At 40.1% G+C, this 14,937-nt stretch carries 14 protein-coding genes; 2 read left to right on the forward strand and 12 right to left on the reverse strand.

Translation table 11 applies throughout. From position 1 onward, the window contains the following. The 6 genes from ACT3S9_RS10160 to ACT3S9_RS10185 form a co-directional block, all read right to left on the reverse strand. Entirely contained in the window at positions 1 to 492 is a 492-nt protein-coding gene (locus tag ACT3S9_RS10160) for a DUF2919 domain-containing protein (protein WP_441835736.1), read from the reverse strand. Further along, a complete protein-coding gene (locus ACT3S9_RS10165) occupies positions 489 to 833 on the reverse strand; it encodes a DUF3392 family protein (protein WP_441835737.1) in 345 nt (114 codons plus the stop codon). Before ACT3S9_RS10165 ends, ACT3S9_RS10160 begins: the two co-directional genes overlap by 4 nt. Next, positions 826 to 2,847: an NAD-dependent DNA ligase LigA gene (ligA, locus tag ACT3S9_RS10170; protein WP_441835738.1), complete on the reverse strand. Its 2,022-nt coding sequence runs from the start codon at positions 2,845 to 2,847 to the stop codon at positions 826 to 828. Before ligA ends, ACT3S9_RS10165 begins: the two co-directional genes overlap by 8 nt. A gap of 88 nt (positions 2,848 to 2,935) precedes the next feature. Continuing rightward, complete coding sequence (gene zipA, locus ACT3S9_RS10175) at positions 2,936 to 3,727, reverse strand: cell division protein ZipA (RefSeq protein WP_441835739.1); 792 nt, start codon at positions 3,725 to 3,727, stop codon at positions 2,936 to 2,938. A 40-nt stretch (positions 3,728 to 3,767) separates the two neighbouring features. Further along, positions 3,768 to 7,178 carry a chromosome segregation SMC family protein gene (locus tag ACT3S9_RS10180; protein ID WP_441835740.1) on the reverse strand — a complete coding sequence of 1,137 codons (3,411 nt, stop codon included), beginning with the start codon at positions 7,176 to 7,178 and terminating at the stop codon, positions 3,768 to 3,770. A gap of 64 nt (positions 7,179 to 7,242) precedes the next feature. After that, entirely contained in the window at positions 7,243 to 7,974 is a 732-nt protein-coding gene (locus ACT3S9_RS10185; RefSeq protein WP_441835741.1) for an RNA methyltransferase, read from the reverse strand. A 432-nt stretch (positions 7,975 to 8,406) separates the two neighbouring features. Between ACT3S9_RS10185 and ACT3S9_RS10190 the strand changes: the two genes are divergently transcribed. Beyond that, positions 8,407 to 8,907, forward strand: a complete 501-nt coding sequence (locus ACT3S9_RS10190; protein WP_441835742.1) for a hypothetical protein — start codon at positions 8,407 to 8,409, stop codon at positions 8,905 to 8,907. A gap of 398 nt (positions 8,908 to 9,305) precedes the next feature. Here the strand turns inward: ACT3S9_RS10190 and ACT3S9_RS10195 are convergent, their stop codons facing one another. After that, positions 9,306 to 9,773 carry a GNAT family N-acetyltransferase gene (locus ACT3S9_RS10195; RefSeq protein ID WP_441835743.1) on the reverse strand — a complete coding sequence of 156 codons (468 nt, stop codon included), beginning with the start codon at positions 9,771 to 9,773 and terminating at the stop codon, positions 9,306 to 9,308. Positions 9,774 to 9,979: 206 nt separating this feature from the next. Beyond that, positions 9,980 to 10,600 carry a sulfotransferase gene (locus ACT3S9_RS10200; protein WP_441835744.1) on the reverse strand — a complete coding sequence of 207 codons (621 nt, stop codon included), beginning with the start codon at positions 10,598 to 10,600 and terminating at the stop codon, positions 9,980 to 9,982. 268 nt (positions 10,601 to 10,868) lie between these two features. On the opposite strand from ACT3S9_RS10200, the gene cysZ reads away from it, so the two are divergent. Then, positions 10,869 to 11,579 carry a sulfate transporter CysZ gene (cysZ, locus tag ACT3S9_RS10205; protein ID WP_441992721.1) on the forward strand — a complete coding sequence of 237 codons (711 nt, stop codon included), beginning with the start codon at positions 10,869 to 10,871 and terminating at the stop codon, positions 11,577 to 11,579. Between the two features lie 63 nt (positions 11,580 to 11,642). On the opposite strand, the gene rlmM is transcribed toward cysZ, so the two are convergent. The 4 genes from rlmM to ACT3S9_RS10225 are packed head-to-tail and all read right to left on the reverse strand — an operon-like array spanning position 11,643 to position 14,679. Next, complete coding sequence (gene rlmM / locus ACT3S9_RS10210; RefSeq protein WP_441836357.1) at positions 11,643 to 12,740, reverse strand: 23S rRNA (cytidine(2498)-2'-O)-methyltransferase RlmM; 1,098 nt, start codon at positions 12,738 to 12,740, stop codon at positions 11,643 to 11,645. A gap of 13 nt (positions 12,741 to 12,753) precedes the next feature. Then, positions 12,754 to 13,122 (reverse strand): DUF423 domain-containing protein, encoded by a 369-nt coding sequence (locus ACT3S9_RS10215; protein ID WP_441836356.1) that lies wholly within the window; start codon positions 13,120 to 13,122, stop codon positions 12,754 to 12,756. Positions 13,123 to 13,133: 11 nt separating this feature from the next. After that, on the reverse strand, positions 13,134 to 13,766 hold the full coding sequence (locus tag ACT3S9_RS10220; RefSeq protein ID WP_441836355.1) for an alpha/beta family hydrolase: 633 nt from the start codon (positions 13,764 to 13,766) through the stop codon (positions 13,134 to 13,136). Positions 13,767 to 13,782: 16 nt separating this feature from the next. Further along, entirely contained in the window at positions 13,783 to 14,679 is an 897-nt protein-coding gene (locus ACT3S9_RS10225) for a transcriptional regulator GcvA (RefSeq protein WP_441836354.1), read from the reverse strand. Positions 14,680 to 14,937 lie beyond the last annotated feature (258 nt).

Consider the following 14,937-nt stretch of genomic DNA (forward strand, 5'->3'; position numbering starts at 1 on the left):
TTATTTTTCATCCGTTATTGGATCAGGCCAGTCTTTAAAAAACACCGTTAAATAACGGCTTTTCATAAGGTACAGTAACACCCATAAAACAGCGACCATTTGCAGCGCTAAAAAAAACGAAAAAACATAGTTACTATGAGCTGCTTTTATCACCAGCCAAGTTAAATCAAGTGCGGCACACAATAATAAAGGCCAACGCATAAAGCACCAAAGTTTAGCTAAGCGCGCTGCGGTCTGGGTATTTTTTTGTGGTCTTCGCAGACAAAAAACCAGTGCCGGGATAATAGCCACAGCGCCAATTGCCAACGCTTTAAAAAAATCTTCTTTGGTAGTAAAAGCCAACGACATTATATCAAGCTCAGGACGCCGGCTTAGCGCTGCAACAATCCAAATAAAATAAGCTCGCAATAATACTAATAAGCTTAAATGAAATGCTATCGGTGTGCGGTAGCTACCATGTTTATCCCAATATTCAGGGCCAAACCGCATCATAGCTGATTTTTCTTATCAGCAATAACACCTAATACTATAAAGGCCATTAATACTGTTACCCCAAGCCACTTGATACCTAGCATCATTAATAACTGACTCAAAAGTGGCGTCACAAAAACCACCATTAACCCAAAACCAAAACCGGTTACTAACACAAAACACGCTACGCGAATAATGAAGTGCCGCCTTACCACAAAGCGTTTCGTAATTTTTATTATATCATTGGCATACAATGAAATTAAACACACTACCAGCAACAACGAAATATTGTATAAATGCGGCGCTAGCCACTGCCCAAAGGCAATTGCAACCTGGCTAAATGTATTAATAATACTATCCATTATGCTTTGCCAGCAACGCGATTAAATCGGCTTCAGTTAAAATCTCAATGCCGAGACCTTGTGCTTTAGTCAACTTAGAACCGGCTTTTTCACCAGCAATTAACCCATCAGTTTTAGCCGACACACTACCTGATACTTTAGCGCCTAAGACCTGTAAGCGAGCCTTAGCATCATTACGATTAAGCTCACTTAGTGTCCCGGTAAGTACATAAGTAAGCCCTGCTAATGGCTGTGACTCTTCACTTGGGACACTTAACGCAGGCCAATGTATACCTTGTTCGATAAGAGCATTAACCACGTCCATATTATGGGCTTCATTAAAAAAACCGCATACATGAGTGGCTACGATGTCGCCTACATCACTGACTTCTATAAGTGCTTCACTGCTTGCAGTTGTTACTTTATCAAGAGTTAAAAAATGCTGAGCTAAATTTTGCGCAGTCGCCTCACCCACTTCACGAATACCTAGTGAGTATAAAAACTTTGCTAAGGTCGTTTGCTTTGCATCGTTAAGCGCGGCCACTAAGTTTTTAGCTGATTTCGGTCCCATACGCTCTAATGATTCAAAGTGGCCTTGTTTTAAAATGAATAGATCAGCGGGAGTTTTTATTAGTTCGCGATCCACTAGCTGATCAACTATTTTGTCGCCTAGGCCATCAATATCCAACGCCTTACGTGAAGCAAAATGCTTAATTGCCTGTTTACGCTGCGCTTGGCAAACAAGTCCACCAGTACAACGTGCTACAGCTTCCCCCTCAACCTTTTCTATGTGAGAGTCACAAATTGGGCAGTTTATTGGAAATACAATATTTTTAGCATCATCAGGGCGACGCTCATGCACCACTTGGATAATTTGTGGGATCACATCACCTGCACGTCGAATAATGACCGTGTCACCAATTTTAACACCAAGTCGTGCTATTTCGTCTCCATTATGCAAGGTTGCATTTGAGACCGTTACCCCCCCAACAAAAATCGGTTCTAAACGGGCTACAGGTGTTATTGCGCCTGTGCGCCCAACTTGAAATTCCACATCTAAAAGTTGTGTTATCTCTTCTTGCGCTGGGAATTTATAAGCAATTGCCCAGCGTGGCGCACGAGCCACAAAACCTAAACGTTCTTGGTGCTTTTTGTTATTTATTTTAATAACTACACCGTCTATTTCATATTTAAGCTCACTACGGCGAGTTAAAATATCTTGATAATAATCAAGTGCCGCTTGCTGGCCTTCAACTAATTTAGTTTCTGGGCAAAGGGGTAAGCCCCAATCAGTCAGTTTTGCGAGTTGCTGGTAGTGCTCACTAGGTAATTCACCATCTGTTACTACGCCAATACTGTAAGCATAAAACATCAGTGGCCGCTTAGCCGTAATTTTAGAATCTAATTGGCGCAAACTACCCGCGGCTGCATTTCTTGGGTTAACAAATACTTTTTCGCCATGTTTTTCGGCTTCAGCGTTAAGCTTGTCAAATCCACGGCTATCCATGAATACTTCACCGCGGATTTCAATTTCGCTAGGGAAATCCTCCCCCCGCAATTTAAGAGGTACGTTACGAATAGTTTTAACATTTTGCGTAATATTCTCACCAATATGGCCATCCCCACGAGTAGCTGCCTGCACTAATACGCCATTACGATATAAAATAGACACCGCTAAGCCATCTAACTTTGGCTCACAGCAAAAAGTAAGCTCATCATTATCCATTAAACGCTCTTTAATACGACGATTAAAGGCTGCGAATTCTTCTTCGCTAAAAGCATTGTCTAACGATAACATCGGCACTCGATGCGACACCTGCTCAAATTTATCCAGTGCAGCGCCCCCCACTTTTTGAGTTGGTGAGTCAGGGCTTTGAAATTCAGGGTTGGCTTGTTCAAGTTCGCTTAATTGGCGTAATAATCGGTCATACTCAGCATCAGGAATGCTGGGGGTATCGAGCACATAGTAATTATGATTATGCGTTTCAAGTACGCTACGTAACTTATTTACTTGCTCTAGAATAGGGCTGGACATGAAAACCTCAGAAATTTACATAAAAAAAGCCACTTTAACGAGTCATCATTAAGCGGCTTATTAAAAACTTAACTTTATTTAAAAATAGTTACACTGAAAAACTACGCACTTTTTCAACATACTCGCGCACACTATCGACGCTCATTTCCTGGCGCTTTGTATCTAAAATAGTTGCGCCAAATTCATCGGCTAGCTTTTTAGCTGCGCTGTGTAGCATATTAAATGCGCTAAGCCCATCACCATCACACGGCAAGGTCATAAATAGACTCACTCCTGCGGTGCTAAACTGCTCCATATTATCAACATCAAACGTGCCTGGGTTGTACATATTCACCAAACGAAACAGTACTGGCCCATGCCCTGCAGGATCTAAATGACGATTAAAAAAGCCTTCTTCTGAATATTTAAAGCCAAGAGTGTTCACCGCAGGTAATAACTTTGAGCCTTCCATGGTAAGGCCATCAGGCATCTGAATGTGTACAATAATAAAATCGCTTGGCTGAGCAGGCTCTGGGGCGTCATTAACTTCAGCACTGCTCTCATCCGCAGTATTTGTTGCGTCACTTGCTGTATCATTGTGTTCTTTTACCGCTTCACCATCGCTATTAGCATCAGCTTGAGAGACTAACGGGTCATTGTGCTCATCTTCGGCACTAAAATTAATATCGCCAAACTGCGGTTCGTCACGTTCTTGCATCATTGGTTCTGTCTTTGGTTCGCTATCATGCACCGCAGCGACAGACTCTGACGGCTCTACGCGTTCGCTATGAGATGGCATGGGCGCATCTTTTTTACGTACTGACCATAAGCCATGTATTAATAACCCACCAATGACAACTACACTGATAATGATTAAAACCCATCTTAATTCTTCGGCCATCCCCTCACCTTTTCTTATTTGATCTGCCTAAATTGTAAAATTATACGCGTGCTAATTGCACCGCTTGTTCGATATCTACCGCCACCATCCGCGATACGCCTGGCTCAGCCATAGTTACACCGGTCAACCGCCCTGCCATTTCCATAGCAATCTTATTATGACTGATATAAATAAATTGTACTGATTGTGACATTTCTTCCACTAATCGGCAAAAACGCCCAACATTCGCATCATCAAGTGGTGCATCCACTTCGTCCAGCATACAGAAAGGAGCTGGATTGAGCCTGAATATTGAAAACACTAATGATAATGCGATCAGTGCTTTTTCTCCACCACTTAACAGATGAATTGTTGAATTTTTCTTTCCCGGTGGTCTTGCCATTATACTAACACCACTTTCGAGTAAGTCATCACTGGTTAATTCAAGATACGCACTGCCACCACCAAAAACTTTAGGGAATAACTCTGAAAAGTCTTTATTAACTTGCTCGAAAGTCGTTTTAAAGCGACTTTTGGTTTCCCGATCAATTTTTTGAATAGCCCCTTCTAACGTGCTAAGTGCTTTGGTTAAATCATCTAATTGATTATCAAGATACTGGCTACGTGTTTGTGCTTGTTCAAACTCATCAATAGCGGCTAAATTAACTGCCCCTAAATCAGCTAACTGCTGAGATGTTTTATTAAGCGCACTTTGCATAGTTGCTAAATTAACTGACTCTGGGAGTGTATCAAGTACAGTTTTTAAGTTTTGTGCTAATTCTTCAAGTGGCTCAAGCGCAGCTTGCGCCTTAACCATTAAACTTTGCTCTTCAATGGCAAGCTTTTGGCTTCGCTCTTGCAACGTTATCAGCTCACCTTGAGAAGACTTAAGCGCCGCCTGTTTATTAATTAATTCTTCTTTAGCCTCGGCTAAGTCCGTTTTTAATTTACTTATAATATCTTCAAATTGCTGGTGTTCACCAAGTAATAATTCAATTTTCTCAGCGACTTCTTCTAACGGAATGACAAGATCTTCAAGTTGCGTTGTCAGATCTTGCACCGCTTCATTTGCATTGCTACTGGCACTTAAGGCATGCGCAAGTTTGGTTTCACTTAACTGACATTCACTGCGCGTTTTTTGCTCGCTTAAATTGGCTTGATGGGCCTGCGTTTTATATTGCTCTAGTTGATCACTTAACTGCTTTAATTGCTGCTCATCATGTTCTAGATCACTCTGCGCGGCTGCTAACTTAGCTGCTAACTTATCACGTTGTCCATTTTCTAAGTTTAGCTGCTCACTGTGCGTAACAATAACTTTATTAATTACTTTGCGCTCTGCCTCAAGCTGCTGCTGTTTTTGTACAAACTTGTCGTGTTGCGCTTGCCATTGTGACTGCTGCTCTTTAAGCATATCGCGTCGCGTGCTGGCTCCCGCTATTTGCTGCGCTAATTGGTGTACCGCTTCTTTATGAGTATCTAATTGCGCTAAAAAGCTATTATATGTACCTTGCTGCTGAGCTTCGCGTTGCTCTGCCTTTTTAAGTTGTGTGCTTAACTGCTCAACAAGTTCAGCACTCTCGTGAAGTTGTTTATGCTTTAGTAATAATGAATTTTCGCTGTTGGTGGCGGTCTCTTTTTGCCAGTTATGACCATAAACATTACCTTTAGAATCAATTACTGCAAGCCATTTATTATCTAACGAGTCAGTGCTTTTCACGCCCTGTTGGAAGCCAATTTTGTTTAGTAGATCAGGGTAAACACCAAGCTCGATAAGCGCCGCTACAGACCCCTTAGTCACTTTAGCATTGTTTGGCCACACACTATTATGTGCTACAGTTTTGCTTACATTTAGGTGTTCAAGCCCCAGTAAAGCTTGTTCTACTACGTGTTCATAACCACTTTTAACCTCCAACTGAGCTAAAATATTCCCTGAGCCCTTGAGATCATTTTCACCTAATGTATAGCCGTCTAATAAACTACTTAAAGCGGCTGTTTTGGCTTTGTTTTCATTTAATTGCTGTGCGATATGTTGTTTACTTTGTTGTTCTTTTTTAAGTTCACTGGTAGCAAGCTCTGCGCTAGTTTGTAACTTATTTAATGCAGTTTGCTTTGTTGCTAACTGCTGGGTTAACGTTTGCATTAGTTGCTGTTGCTGGTCTAGTTGGCGACTTACCGGACTGCTTGTCAGTTCTTCAAGCGCTTGAGTAGTTTCAGCATACTGGCTATTGATATAATGTAAATTTTGCTGTTGCTGAGTAAGCTCACTTTGTGTTTTAGCATACGTTTCATTTAATTGCTGCGAACGCTCATTCAGCTGCTGCCAATACGTAGCACTTTGCTGTTTTTTATCCTGTAAACTAGTGACTTGCTCACTCATTTCTTCAACTTGCTCATTACACACTAAGCTGTATTCTAGCGCCTCTTGTAAGACGTGTTGAAGTTCATCACAAGCACCTTGCTGAGCTAATTGCAGCTCATGATTTTGCTGCTGCAATTGCTGTTGTTTAATAAGGTTTTGATTGGCAACTTGCTGCTGCTGCTTTAAATTTATTTTCTGCTGCTCAGCGCGAGTTAGCTCGGTGTGTATGGTGTGTTGTTGTTGCTGGGCATCGTTTAGTTTTTGTTGTTGTAACTGTGCCTGGCTTTCAAGGCTAGCTAATACATCGTCGTGCCCTAAATGCGCTTGCTTAAAAAAGTCAATTTGCTCATTTAATTTTTCTATTTGGTTAGTTTTATCAGCTTGTTGTTGATGCAACTTTTGCCACTTTAACACCGCTATCTGGCCTTTAAGCGTGCGCTCGGTTGTTTTAAATTCGCGATACTTTTTAGCGTCAATCGATTGCACGGCTAATTTATCAAGCTGAGCTTGTAACTCTTTTCGTACATCTAATAAACGTTCTAGATTTTCGCGGGTACTTTTAATCCGAGTTTGGGTTTCGCGGCGTCGTTCTTTGTATTTTGAAACACCAGCGGCTTCTTCTAAGAATACGCGAAGCTCTGCGGGTTTACTTTCAATTAAACGCGAGATCATACCTTGCTCTATTATCGCGTAACTGCGAGGACCAAGCCCAGTGCCTAAAAAAATATCGGTAATATCACGCTTGCGGCATTTGCTGCCATTTAAAAAGTATAAGGATTGACCATCACGAGTGACTAACCGCTTAACGGCCACTTGGTTACGATCAGCAAATGTGCCGGGTAAATGCCCTTGGGTGTTGTCAAAAGTGAGCTCAACTGAAGCTTGGGAAATTGGTTTGCGATTAGTTGAGCCATTAAAAATAACATCGCTCATGGCATCACCACGTAAATTTTTTGCTGAGCTTTCACCTAGCACCCAGCGCACCGCATCTATCACATTAGACTTGCCGCAGCCGTTTGGGCCGACAACGCAGGTCATTTGATCTGGAAATGGGATTTTAGTCGGCTCTACAAACGATTTAAAACCAGCTAATTTTATGGTGCTTAAGCGCATCTAGTTGTTTTACCACCTTTTATTACTTTTAAGCGCTAAGCTTAACCTAATTTATGTTAAAAGGTTAAGCTTGGCGTTTAAAATTATCTAAAATGATCCCGGTCGCCATCGCAACATTAAGAGATTCTGCCATGCCATACGCTGGGATAGTTATTTTGTCACTAATAAGTGCGGCGCATTCATCGCGGATACCATGAGACTCACTTCCCATAAGTAACACGGCTTGCTGTTTAAGTGGTGTACTATGGATGCTTGTACCTGTTAAAAAAGCGCCATAAACCGGTAGTTTCAAAGCCTTTAAATAGCTTGGTAAATCCACTTGGCTCACAGCAACGCGGGCAAACGAGCCCATTGTGGCACTAATCGTTTTTGGACTGTAGGCATCGGCGCTATCATCACTAGTAACAATATGACTAATGCCATACCAGTCAGCAACACGAATAATAGTGCCGAGATTACCCGGGTCAGATACGCCATCTAGAGCTAAAATCAAACCATCAGGCGCTGGTAACTCAACATCAGACATTGTAACAATTGCAACAGCAGCATTGTTTGATACCAAGGTGCTGGCTTTTGATAAACTGGCTTCATCGGCGAAGGTGACTTTGTGGCCTTGCAGTAAAGCTTTGTTGTCATTTATAAAGTTTTCAGAGCCAAAAATTTCAACCACCGACAAACGACTATCAAGTAACTCTAGAACGTTTTTTTCACCTTGCACAAGGTATTGATTATATTGCTTGCGGTACTTTTTTTGACCTAATGCACGAATTAACTTGAGTTGGTTTTTTGAAATCATAGCAGCCTCATATTTTGACGCCCAGAGTATATACCCAAGTTACCTTAAGATGCGAGCATCGTTGGAATTAAAAGCGATTTAGGCAAAGTACTTATTATCCGAATTCAGGCTCTAAAAAATGGCTATTCCTTTATGGAATAAATAGCGATGTCGATGAATATTACTGAGCTAATTATCCAAAATTAATTAACCAAGAATATTCCATTCTTGATTTAATTTATGTTTTTGGTTAAGTTATCCTTACTTATGGACAAGGGGTAATAAACATGGAAATAACCTCTACCCAATAACAGATACGAATCCAGAATTAATCAGCGAAAATACTTACTCGTATAACAGCCGAAATGCTTTTCTCCTTCGTTTTAACGGTTATGTTCGCTTGTTGGATAAGCCACTAACGTGTTCGGTATATTACTAACATAAGGAAGTTAAATGCAAATACAAGGACAGTATTACTATCCTGCGAGCAGCAAAAGTGAAATGCGCATTGCTCATATAAACAATAACCATATTAAGCTACTTGATTTACGCGATGAGCTTAAATTCGAACAAGCTATTGCACAGCTTGCGCTATCAGCAAATTTACCGGGACTTGCCGTTGAACTTAACTTTACCGATGGTGGCCGCTTTGTGCCTGACGATCCGCAGTTTCGTTGGCCTTTTACAACGAAGCAACAAAGCTTAGCGAAGCGCATTACTAAAAATAAGCTGTTAATTGTATGCACACTCATATTTATAGCTGTTCTTGTTTGGCTCCTGCTGTATAAAGCTATGGCAAATAATGTAGTTGAACGAATGAGTGAGCAAAGCTTTTACGTTATTGAGGAAATGGTTCTTGAGCCAACTAGTATAGGTGATGAGCAACAAGAAAAATCACAATTACAATGGGCTCAGATACTAGATGCGTTAAAACTTGATGCTAAACACTTTTAAGTTGTCTATTCATAAATATAGTTATTTAGCCACAGCGCGTTTCCTTACCTCATGGTCGACTGATGCGTGATCTCCGACAATCGAAAATAAACCAGGGCCGCTGTAAGCGATTATCCCTCATGAAGTGGCCATATTCAGCATGTATTCCTATGGTCGTGTAATTTTCTAGTACAGCCGTAGTACTGGCGGTTATAGTTGCTAATTTAGAAGGTGTTGCTGGGGTAAAGTGGCGAAACCGACAGCTCTTGACGAAAAGATTTATCAACCCGCCGAAGTAAGCTAGACAGATAGAATACACAAGAAAATACAGCTTAGCTTGACTGAGCTAAGCGTTAGCGTTTTTTTATCACTGATAAAAGTACCCGAGGTTCTGCCCTACACAGAAAGCGCCGGGGTCATTAGGTGAACGACTTAAGTCCAAGTTCCATAAATACACTCTGTGGATTATCGGTATATGTACCAAAACTACCACATCGTTCAAATCCTAAGTTTTCATAAAGATTAATTGATTCAGTTTGCTTAGGGCCTGTCTCGAGTCTGATGAGTGGAATTTGCACTTCACCGGCATAATGCAGCAGAATTTGCATAATACGTCGAGACAATCCTTTACCACGATAACTTGGTTTAACATAAAGGCGGCGTATTTCACCGTATAAACAAGTATCAAACTGCTTAACTATCGCACCACAGGCAACAATACCATCTTCATTTTTTAAACCAATTGCGTAAACATCTGGGTGATTCAACTCGTCAAGCGTAAGCGACTGCGCACAGGCAACAGGATATAAAGAGTTTATAAGTCGATCTATATCAGCAAAGACATTTATTGCATCTTGGTCATTCGAATTTAAATCGACTAACTGCATAGAGTATTTCAACTTTATATTAAAAATTTGTTTCAGACTATACGCAATTGTAACAAATGAACAACCTCATTCAGCCTATTTTTTGCTTATTTAAACGTTTAAATGGGCCATACTTCTATATAGACTCCAAAAATGCTTAAAAAATGCCGCCAAATAACTATATTGACTGCTTATTACTCAACTATCGAAAGGAAACTATTTTTTATTTAAATATAATCTAAAAACTTTCGATGCTCAATGCCTGCTAAATTAGCGTTTACTTTATTAGGATGCTTGTATTCTCGCCAATTAGCGACATTGCGGCCAATATTTAATTGGGGAAAATCAACATCACCTTCTACTGACAGCCCTAAAAATTTCTTCAATACTAATAAGCTCCCCTTCTCACTAACATCAATTGATAAAAAATCATCACGTCCTGCAAAGTAGCTAAATACTGCTTGTTGATGTTTTATATAGCAATTAGTTAAATCACTCTGGGTCAAAGGATGTATTGAAGGAAAAGTATCATGAAAACTCCGCTTTAAAACAGGACTAAAGTGTCCCCCTTTAAGAGCTAGATGTGGTGCCATTTTCTCAAGCAGCATAGTAATTGAAGGAAGCCACTTTGCTAAATCCCTATTTAAATAAACAAACTTTGAACCGGGAAATAATACATCTAGCTGCCTATAATCACTAAAGCAAGGCGCATCAGATACCGCATCAGCGACCTCAAATGCTTTTTTTGTAAAGGCTGTATGTGCAACTGACAACCCCATTTCCAGCAATGCTACACTGATGCTAGTAGTGCCCGTTCTGGGCAGACCAATTATAAATACCTTAGACATCATGCAACCTATTTGAAAAGAGGAAGTATTATATACCCATATACAGGCATATACCTAGCCCACTAAAAACAACATAAATAACACTCTAAGAGCAAAAATATTAACATCTGAACTGAAGTCTGAGGCAATATTCACAATCAGTTTTTCAGTATGTCATTTTAGCTAAACACTTTGTTACGCAAAAAGTCTGTTCAAAATGATTAAGCATTTTTATAATGGCTGATATAACAAAATAATTTGAGGTGCTGACGTGCAGTTTACCCAAGGTATGGAATACTTTTTTTCTGGTTTTAAATTGATCTCGCAAAAAGGATTAAAACGTTTTGTGCTTATTCCTCTATTAATCAATATTATACTTTTTGGTAGTTCGCTATTTTTTTTATATGGTTGGCTAACAGACGGGTTTGCTTATTTAAATAGCCTACTACCTGAATGGTTAAGTTGGTTAGAGTGGTTAATGTGGCCGATCGCGGTGATGGTGATTTTATTTAGTTACAGTATGCTATTTACGGTGATCACCAACTTTCTTGCCGCTCCGTTCAATGGCCTACTCAGTGAAAAAGTAGAAATGCATTTAACGGGACAAAAAATTAATGACGATGGTTTTGCTGATCTTCTAAAAGATGTACCTCGAATGTTAGGCCGCGAGTGGACTAAACTTTGTTATTACTTGCCTCGCGCTATTGGTTTTTTTATTCTGCTTTGGATTTTACCGCTAATAGGGCAAGTCTTATGGATATTATTTACTTGCTGGATGTACGCAGTTCAGTATAAAGACTACGCCTTTGATAATCATAAAATCAGTTTTAATGAAATGAAAAATGATTTGACCGAAAAGCGCAGTTTATCGTATGGGTTTGGCTTAGCTGTAATGTTATTAACAGCTGTACCATTTGTGAACTTAATTGTAATGCCCGTCGCCGTATGCGGTGCTACACGCTTATGGGTTGATAATTATCGCTCTAAATACCGTGATTGAATAAATTTTTAAACGTGTATCTAAAAGCACACCATTACTTGATGTGCTTTTATCTGGTAGGTGCTAGCTATACAAATTTTGCGGTACTTTCGTGACATTTAAATGAACGGTGATTTCTTCTCGGTCATGATAAAGGTGCTTCGCTTGTAGCTCATAGCTAATACCATATTTATCAAGCTCTTCTCTGATCATAGTTAAACACTCATAAACACTATCGAAGCGTTTTTTCATGGGTAACTTAAGATTAAAAATAAGTTCTTTTGCATAGGCATTTACCGCCCAATCAATCATAAGGCTCGTTACTTTAGTCGGTTTTTCTACCATGTCGCATACTAACCATTGAATATTGCGTTTTTCTGGTCGGTATTTAAACCCATCGGCGCGAAAATGCTTTACTTGGCCGGTTTCCATTAAATTTGCATTCATCGGGCCATTATCAATAGCACTGACAAACATACCACGACGCACAAGCTGATATGTCCAACCACCGGGGCAAGCGCCTAAATCAACACTACGCATGCCAGGCTGAACACGTACTTCCACCTCGTTAGGCGGGATAAACACATTAAACGCCTCATCAAGTTTTAAAGTTGAACGACTTGGGCCATCACTTGGCATCCGCAAACGTAAAATCCCCATAAAAAATGGGGAGTTGTTATAGCTATAAGAATGCCCAACATACGCAGTATTATTAGCTAAAAATAATACATGCATAACAGGACGATTAGCTTTAGCCTCACCTTCTTTACTACGTAATAAAATATTTTGTTTTTCTAAAGCCTTTTTTAACGGTGTCGATATTTTTTTACAAAAAGTCAGTAGCTCTTTACCTTCATTGGTGTCGGGGGTTTCAACTCTAAGCTCTGAACATAAAGGGAAATCAGCAGCAGCACTTTTAATCGCTCCTACTCTATCTTCAATTGCCATGTTTTCAAGCAAAGTACCTGCGAACCACTGCCGTGCAAATACCATATTTTTAAAATCAACTTTTTTGATTATTTCGTCGCTGTGGGAAGCTTCAAAACACTCATAAACGACATAGCCCGTATTTGGCTTAGCTTTAACATAGCCTGCAAAACCTTGCTCTGCAGCATGAAAGGTTATTTCAGCAGCGGCATCATTTTCAAAACCACTACGACAATAAATTACTACACTCGACATATTAATAACCTATCTAAAACTTAAAACGTGCAACTTGCACGAGTAGAACTGCCCAGCCAATCACAAAACAAACACCACCAATGGGCGTAATTGGCCCAAGCCACTTGATGCCTGTAAGAGCAAGTAAATACAAACTACCACTGAATAAAAGAATACCTGCGATAAAAAAGCCTCCCGCCCAGTTAAGTGTTAGCCCCCACTTGATAAGTATCGCCACAGCAATTAGCGCAAGCCCATGAAACATTTGATATTCAGCGGCGGTTTTAAACACCCCTAAGGCATATTCTGAAATACGACTTTTTAAACCATGAGCTGCAAATGCGCCTAATACCACTGACAACATACAAAAAATACTGCCTGTCATTAGAAATAGTTTAATCATTTATTAACACCTTACTTGCTGAATAATTTTATAAATTTTGCAGCACTGTGCGCTGCGAATTGGCGATTATCACTCTCACTAACCCCACTTTTTTTGCGGGGCTTTAACGAGTGGTCGCCATCTGTTAGCCAAGTAAATGTTGGCGAATGAGTTAATTGCATTGCTGAAATTTCATCTTTAGTACCAAACGTATCGCGTTCCCCTTGAAGCACTAAAAAAGGACAAGGAATATCAACAAAGTGTTCTGTACGGAGCTTTTCTGGCTTAGCAGGTGGGTGAAACGGATAGCCAAATACCAATATTCCTTTAATCGGCTGTGTACTTTCACATGCAAGCATAGATGCCATGCGCCCGCCCATTGATTTACCACCAATAAATAACGGTAACTTAGGGTTTGCGTGTGTAAGTACTTTTTCAAAATAAGTTAGTAACTTTGGTGCGCGCTCTGGAGGCCGGCGTTTGCCTGTTTGCTTTGCTATTTGCATATATTCAAAATCAAACAAACCAACATCAATGCCTTGCTCACTTAACCGTGTTGCCATATTTTGCATAAAGTCTGAATCGCTGCCAGCCCCTGCCCCATGTGCAAATATAAACTGTGCAGCCGCTGGTTGCTGACTACTTTTAAACCACTCAATTAACATAATTCTATTACCATTATTAGTACTCTTGTTCTTGCTCAACGAGGCCAAGCATCCACTCTTTAAATGATACGATTTTACCCAGCTCAGTTTGCGATTCACGGATTACTAAATAATAGGCATTTTTACTTTCTAAACTATGGCTAAATGGTATCACTAAGCGCCCTGCATCAATATCAGGTTTAGCCAGTACGCTATTGCCAATTGCCACACCTTGGCCATGTACCGCAGCTTGCAGCACCATTGATGAGTGACTAAATATAGGGCCTTGGTTAACTTGTACATTACGAACGCCGGCGGTTTTCATCCAGGTTTTCCAGTTTTTACGAGTAGTATCGTGTAATAGTGTATGGTTAGCTAAATCACTGGGTTGGTTAAGAGGTTTAAGCCCGGTAAGTAACATAGGGCTACACAGTGGCACTAAATATTCGGTGTGTAACTTATGTGTTTGCACGCCACTCCAATGCCCACGACCATAATAAATAGCAATGTCTACATCATCGGTCAGGGAATTTTCGTCTTGATCTTGGGCTTTTATTCGCACATCAATTTCAGGATGTAACTCATTAAATAAACTAAGTCGCGGCACCATCCACTGAATAGCAAAGCTTGGCGTTAAACTTACGGTTAATGAACCTTTTGCGCCGCGTGCTAGCAGTTTATCGGTGGCATCAATTAGCTGAGTAAAAACTTCTCTAATATCTAAAAAATAACCTTGGCCTTCTTCGGTTAATAATAAAGACCTATTTTTACGTAAGAACAATTTTAAGCCTAAATGCTCTTCCAGGGTTTTTATTTGATGGCTAACTGCGGCTTGCGTTACATAAAGCTCTTCTGCGGCTTTAGTAAAACTTAAATGGCGTGCAGCTGCTTCGAACGCTTTGAGCGCATTGAGAGGAGGAAAACGTCGCGACATACACACCAAACTTAGAATTAGTTTTTCTTATGGAATGAATTATACCCAAACCATCTCAAGATGCGAGTTTCAGTTGGAATAAAAAGCGATTTAGGCAAGCAATGATTACGAGTAATAGTAGCTCTGTTGTTAAAATCAATAACCTAGTATAAATCGCTTTTAAACAACCCCTTTGAACGTTTAACAGAGACTTACTCTCATCGTTGTTACTGCTTAAAAAGACTGCCATTGTTGCAAAGTAACGTCTTGGATATTATG

Origin of the sequence: Pseudoalteromonas sp. AOP31-A2-14, from assembly GCF_052378035.1 — a bacterium.
Lineage (GTDB): Bacteria > Pseudomonadota > Gammaproteobacteria > Enterobacterales > Alteromonadaceae > Pseudoalteromonas.

Coding starts and splice junctions, on each gene's coding strand:
- ACT3S9_RS10225 (WP_441836354.1), bottom strand. CDS start 14,679: ATGTCGCGACGTTTTCCTCCTCTCAATGCGCTCAAAGCGTTCGAAGCA.
- ACT3S9_RS10200 (WP_441835744.1), bottom strand. CDS start 10,600: ATGTCTAAGGTATTTATAATTGGTCTGCCCAGAACGGGCACTACTAGC.
- ACT3S9_RS10165 (WP_441835737.1), bottom strand. CDS start 833: ATGGATAGTATTATTAATACATTTAGCCAGGTTGCAATTGCCTTTGGG.
- cysZ (WP_441992721.1), top strand. CDS start 10,869: ATGGAATACTTTTTTTCTGGTTTTAAATTGATCTCGCAAAAAGGATTA.
- ACT3S9_RS10160 (WP_441835736.1), bottom strand. CDS start 492: ATGATGCGGTTTGGCCCTGAATATTGGGATAAACATGGTAGCTACCGC.
- ACT3S9_RS10215 (WP_441836356.1), bottom strand. CDS start 13,122: ATGATTAAACTATTTCTAATGACAGGCAGTATTTTTTGTATGTTGTCA.
- ACT3S9_RS10220 (WP_441836355.1), bottom strand. CDS start 13,766: ATGTTAATTGAGTGGTTTAAAAGTAGTCAGCAACCAGCGGCTGCACAG.
- ACT3S9_RS10195 (WP_441835743.1), bottom strand. CDS start 9,773: ATGCAGTTAGTCGATTTAAATTCGAATGACCAAGATGCAATAAATGTC.
- zipA (WP_441835739.1), bottom strand. CDS start 3,727: ATGGCCGAAGAATTAAGATGGGTTTTAATCATTATCAGTGTAGTTGTC.
- ACT3S9_RS10185 (WP_441835741.1), bottom strand. CDS start 7,974: ATGATTTCAAAAAACCAACTCAAGTTAATTCGTGCATTAGGTCAAAAA.
- ACT3S9_RS10180 (WP_441835740.1), bottom strand. CDS start 7,178: ATGCGCTTAAGCACCATAAAATTAGCTGGTTTTAAATCGTTTGTAGAG.
- rlmM (WP_441836357.1), bottom strand. CDS start 12,740: ATGTCGAGTGTAGTAATTTATTGTCGTAGTGGTTTTGAAAATGATGCC.
- ligA (WP_441835738.1), bottom strand. CDS start 2,847: ATGTCCAGCCCTATTCTAGAGCAAGTAAATAAGTTACGTAGCGTACTT.
- ACT3S9_RS10190 (WP_441835742.1), top strand. CDS start 8,407: ATGCAAATACAAGGACAGTATTACTATCCTGCGAGCAGCAAAAGTGAA.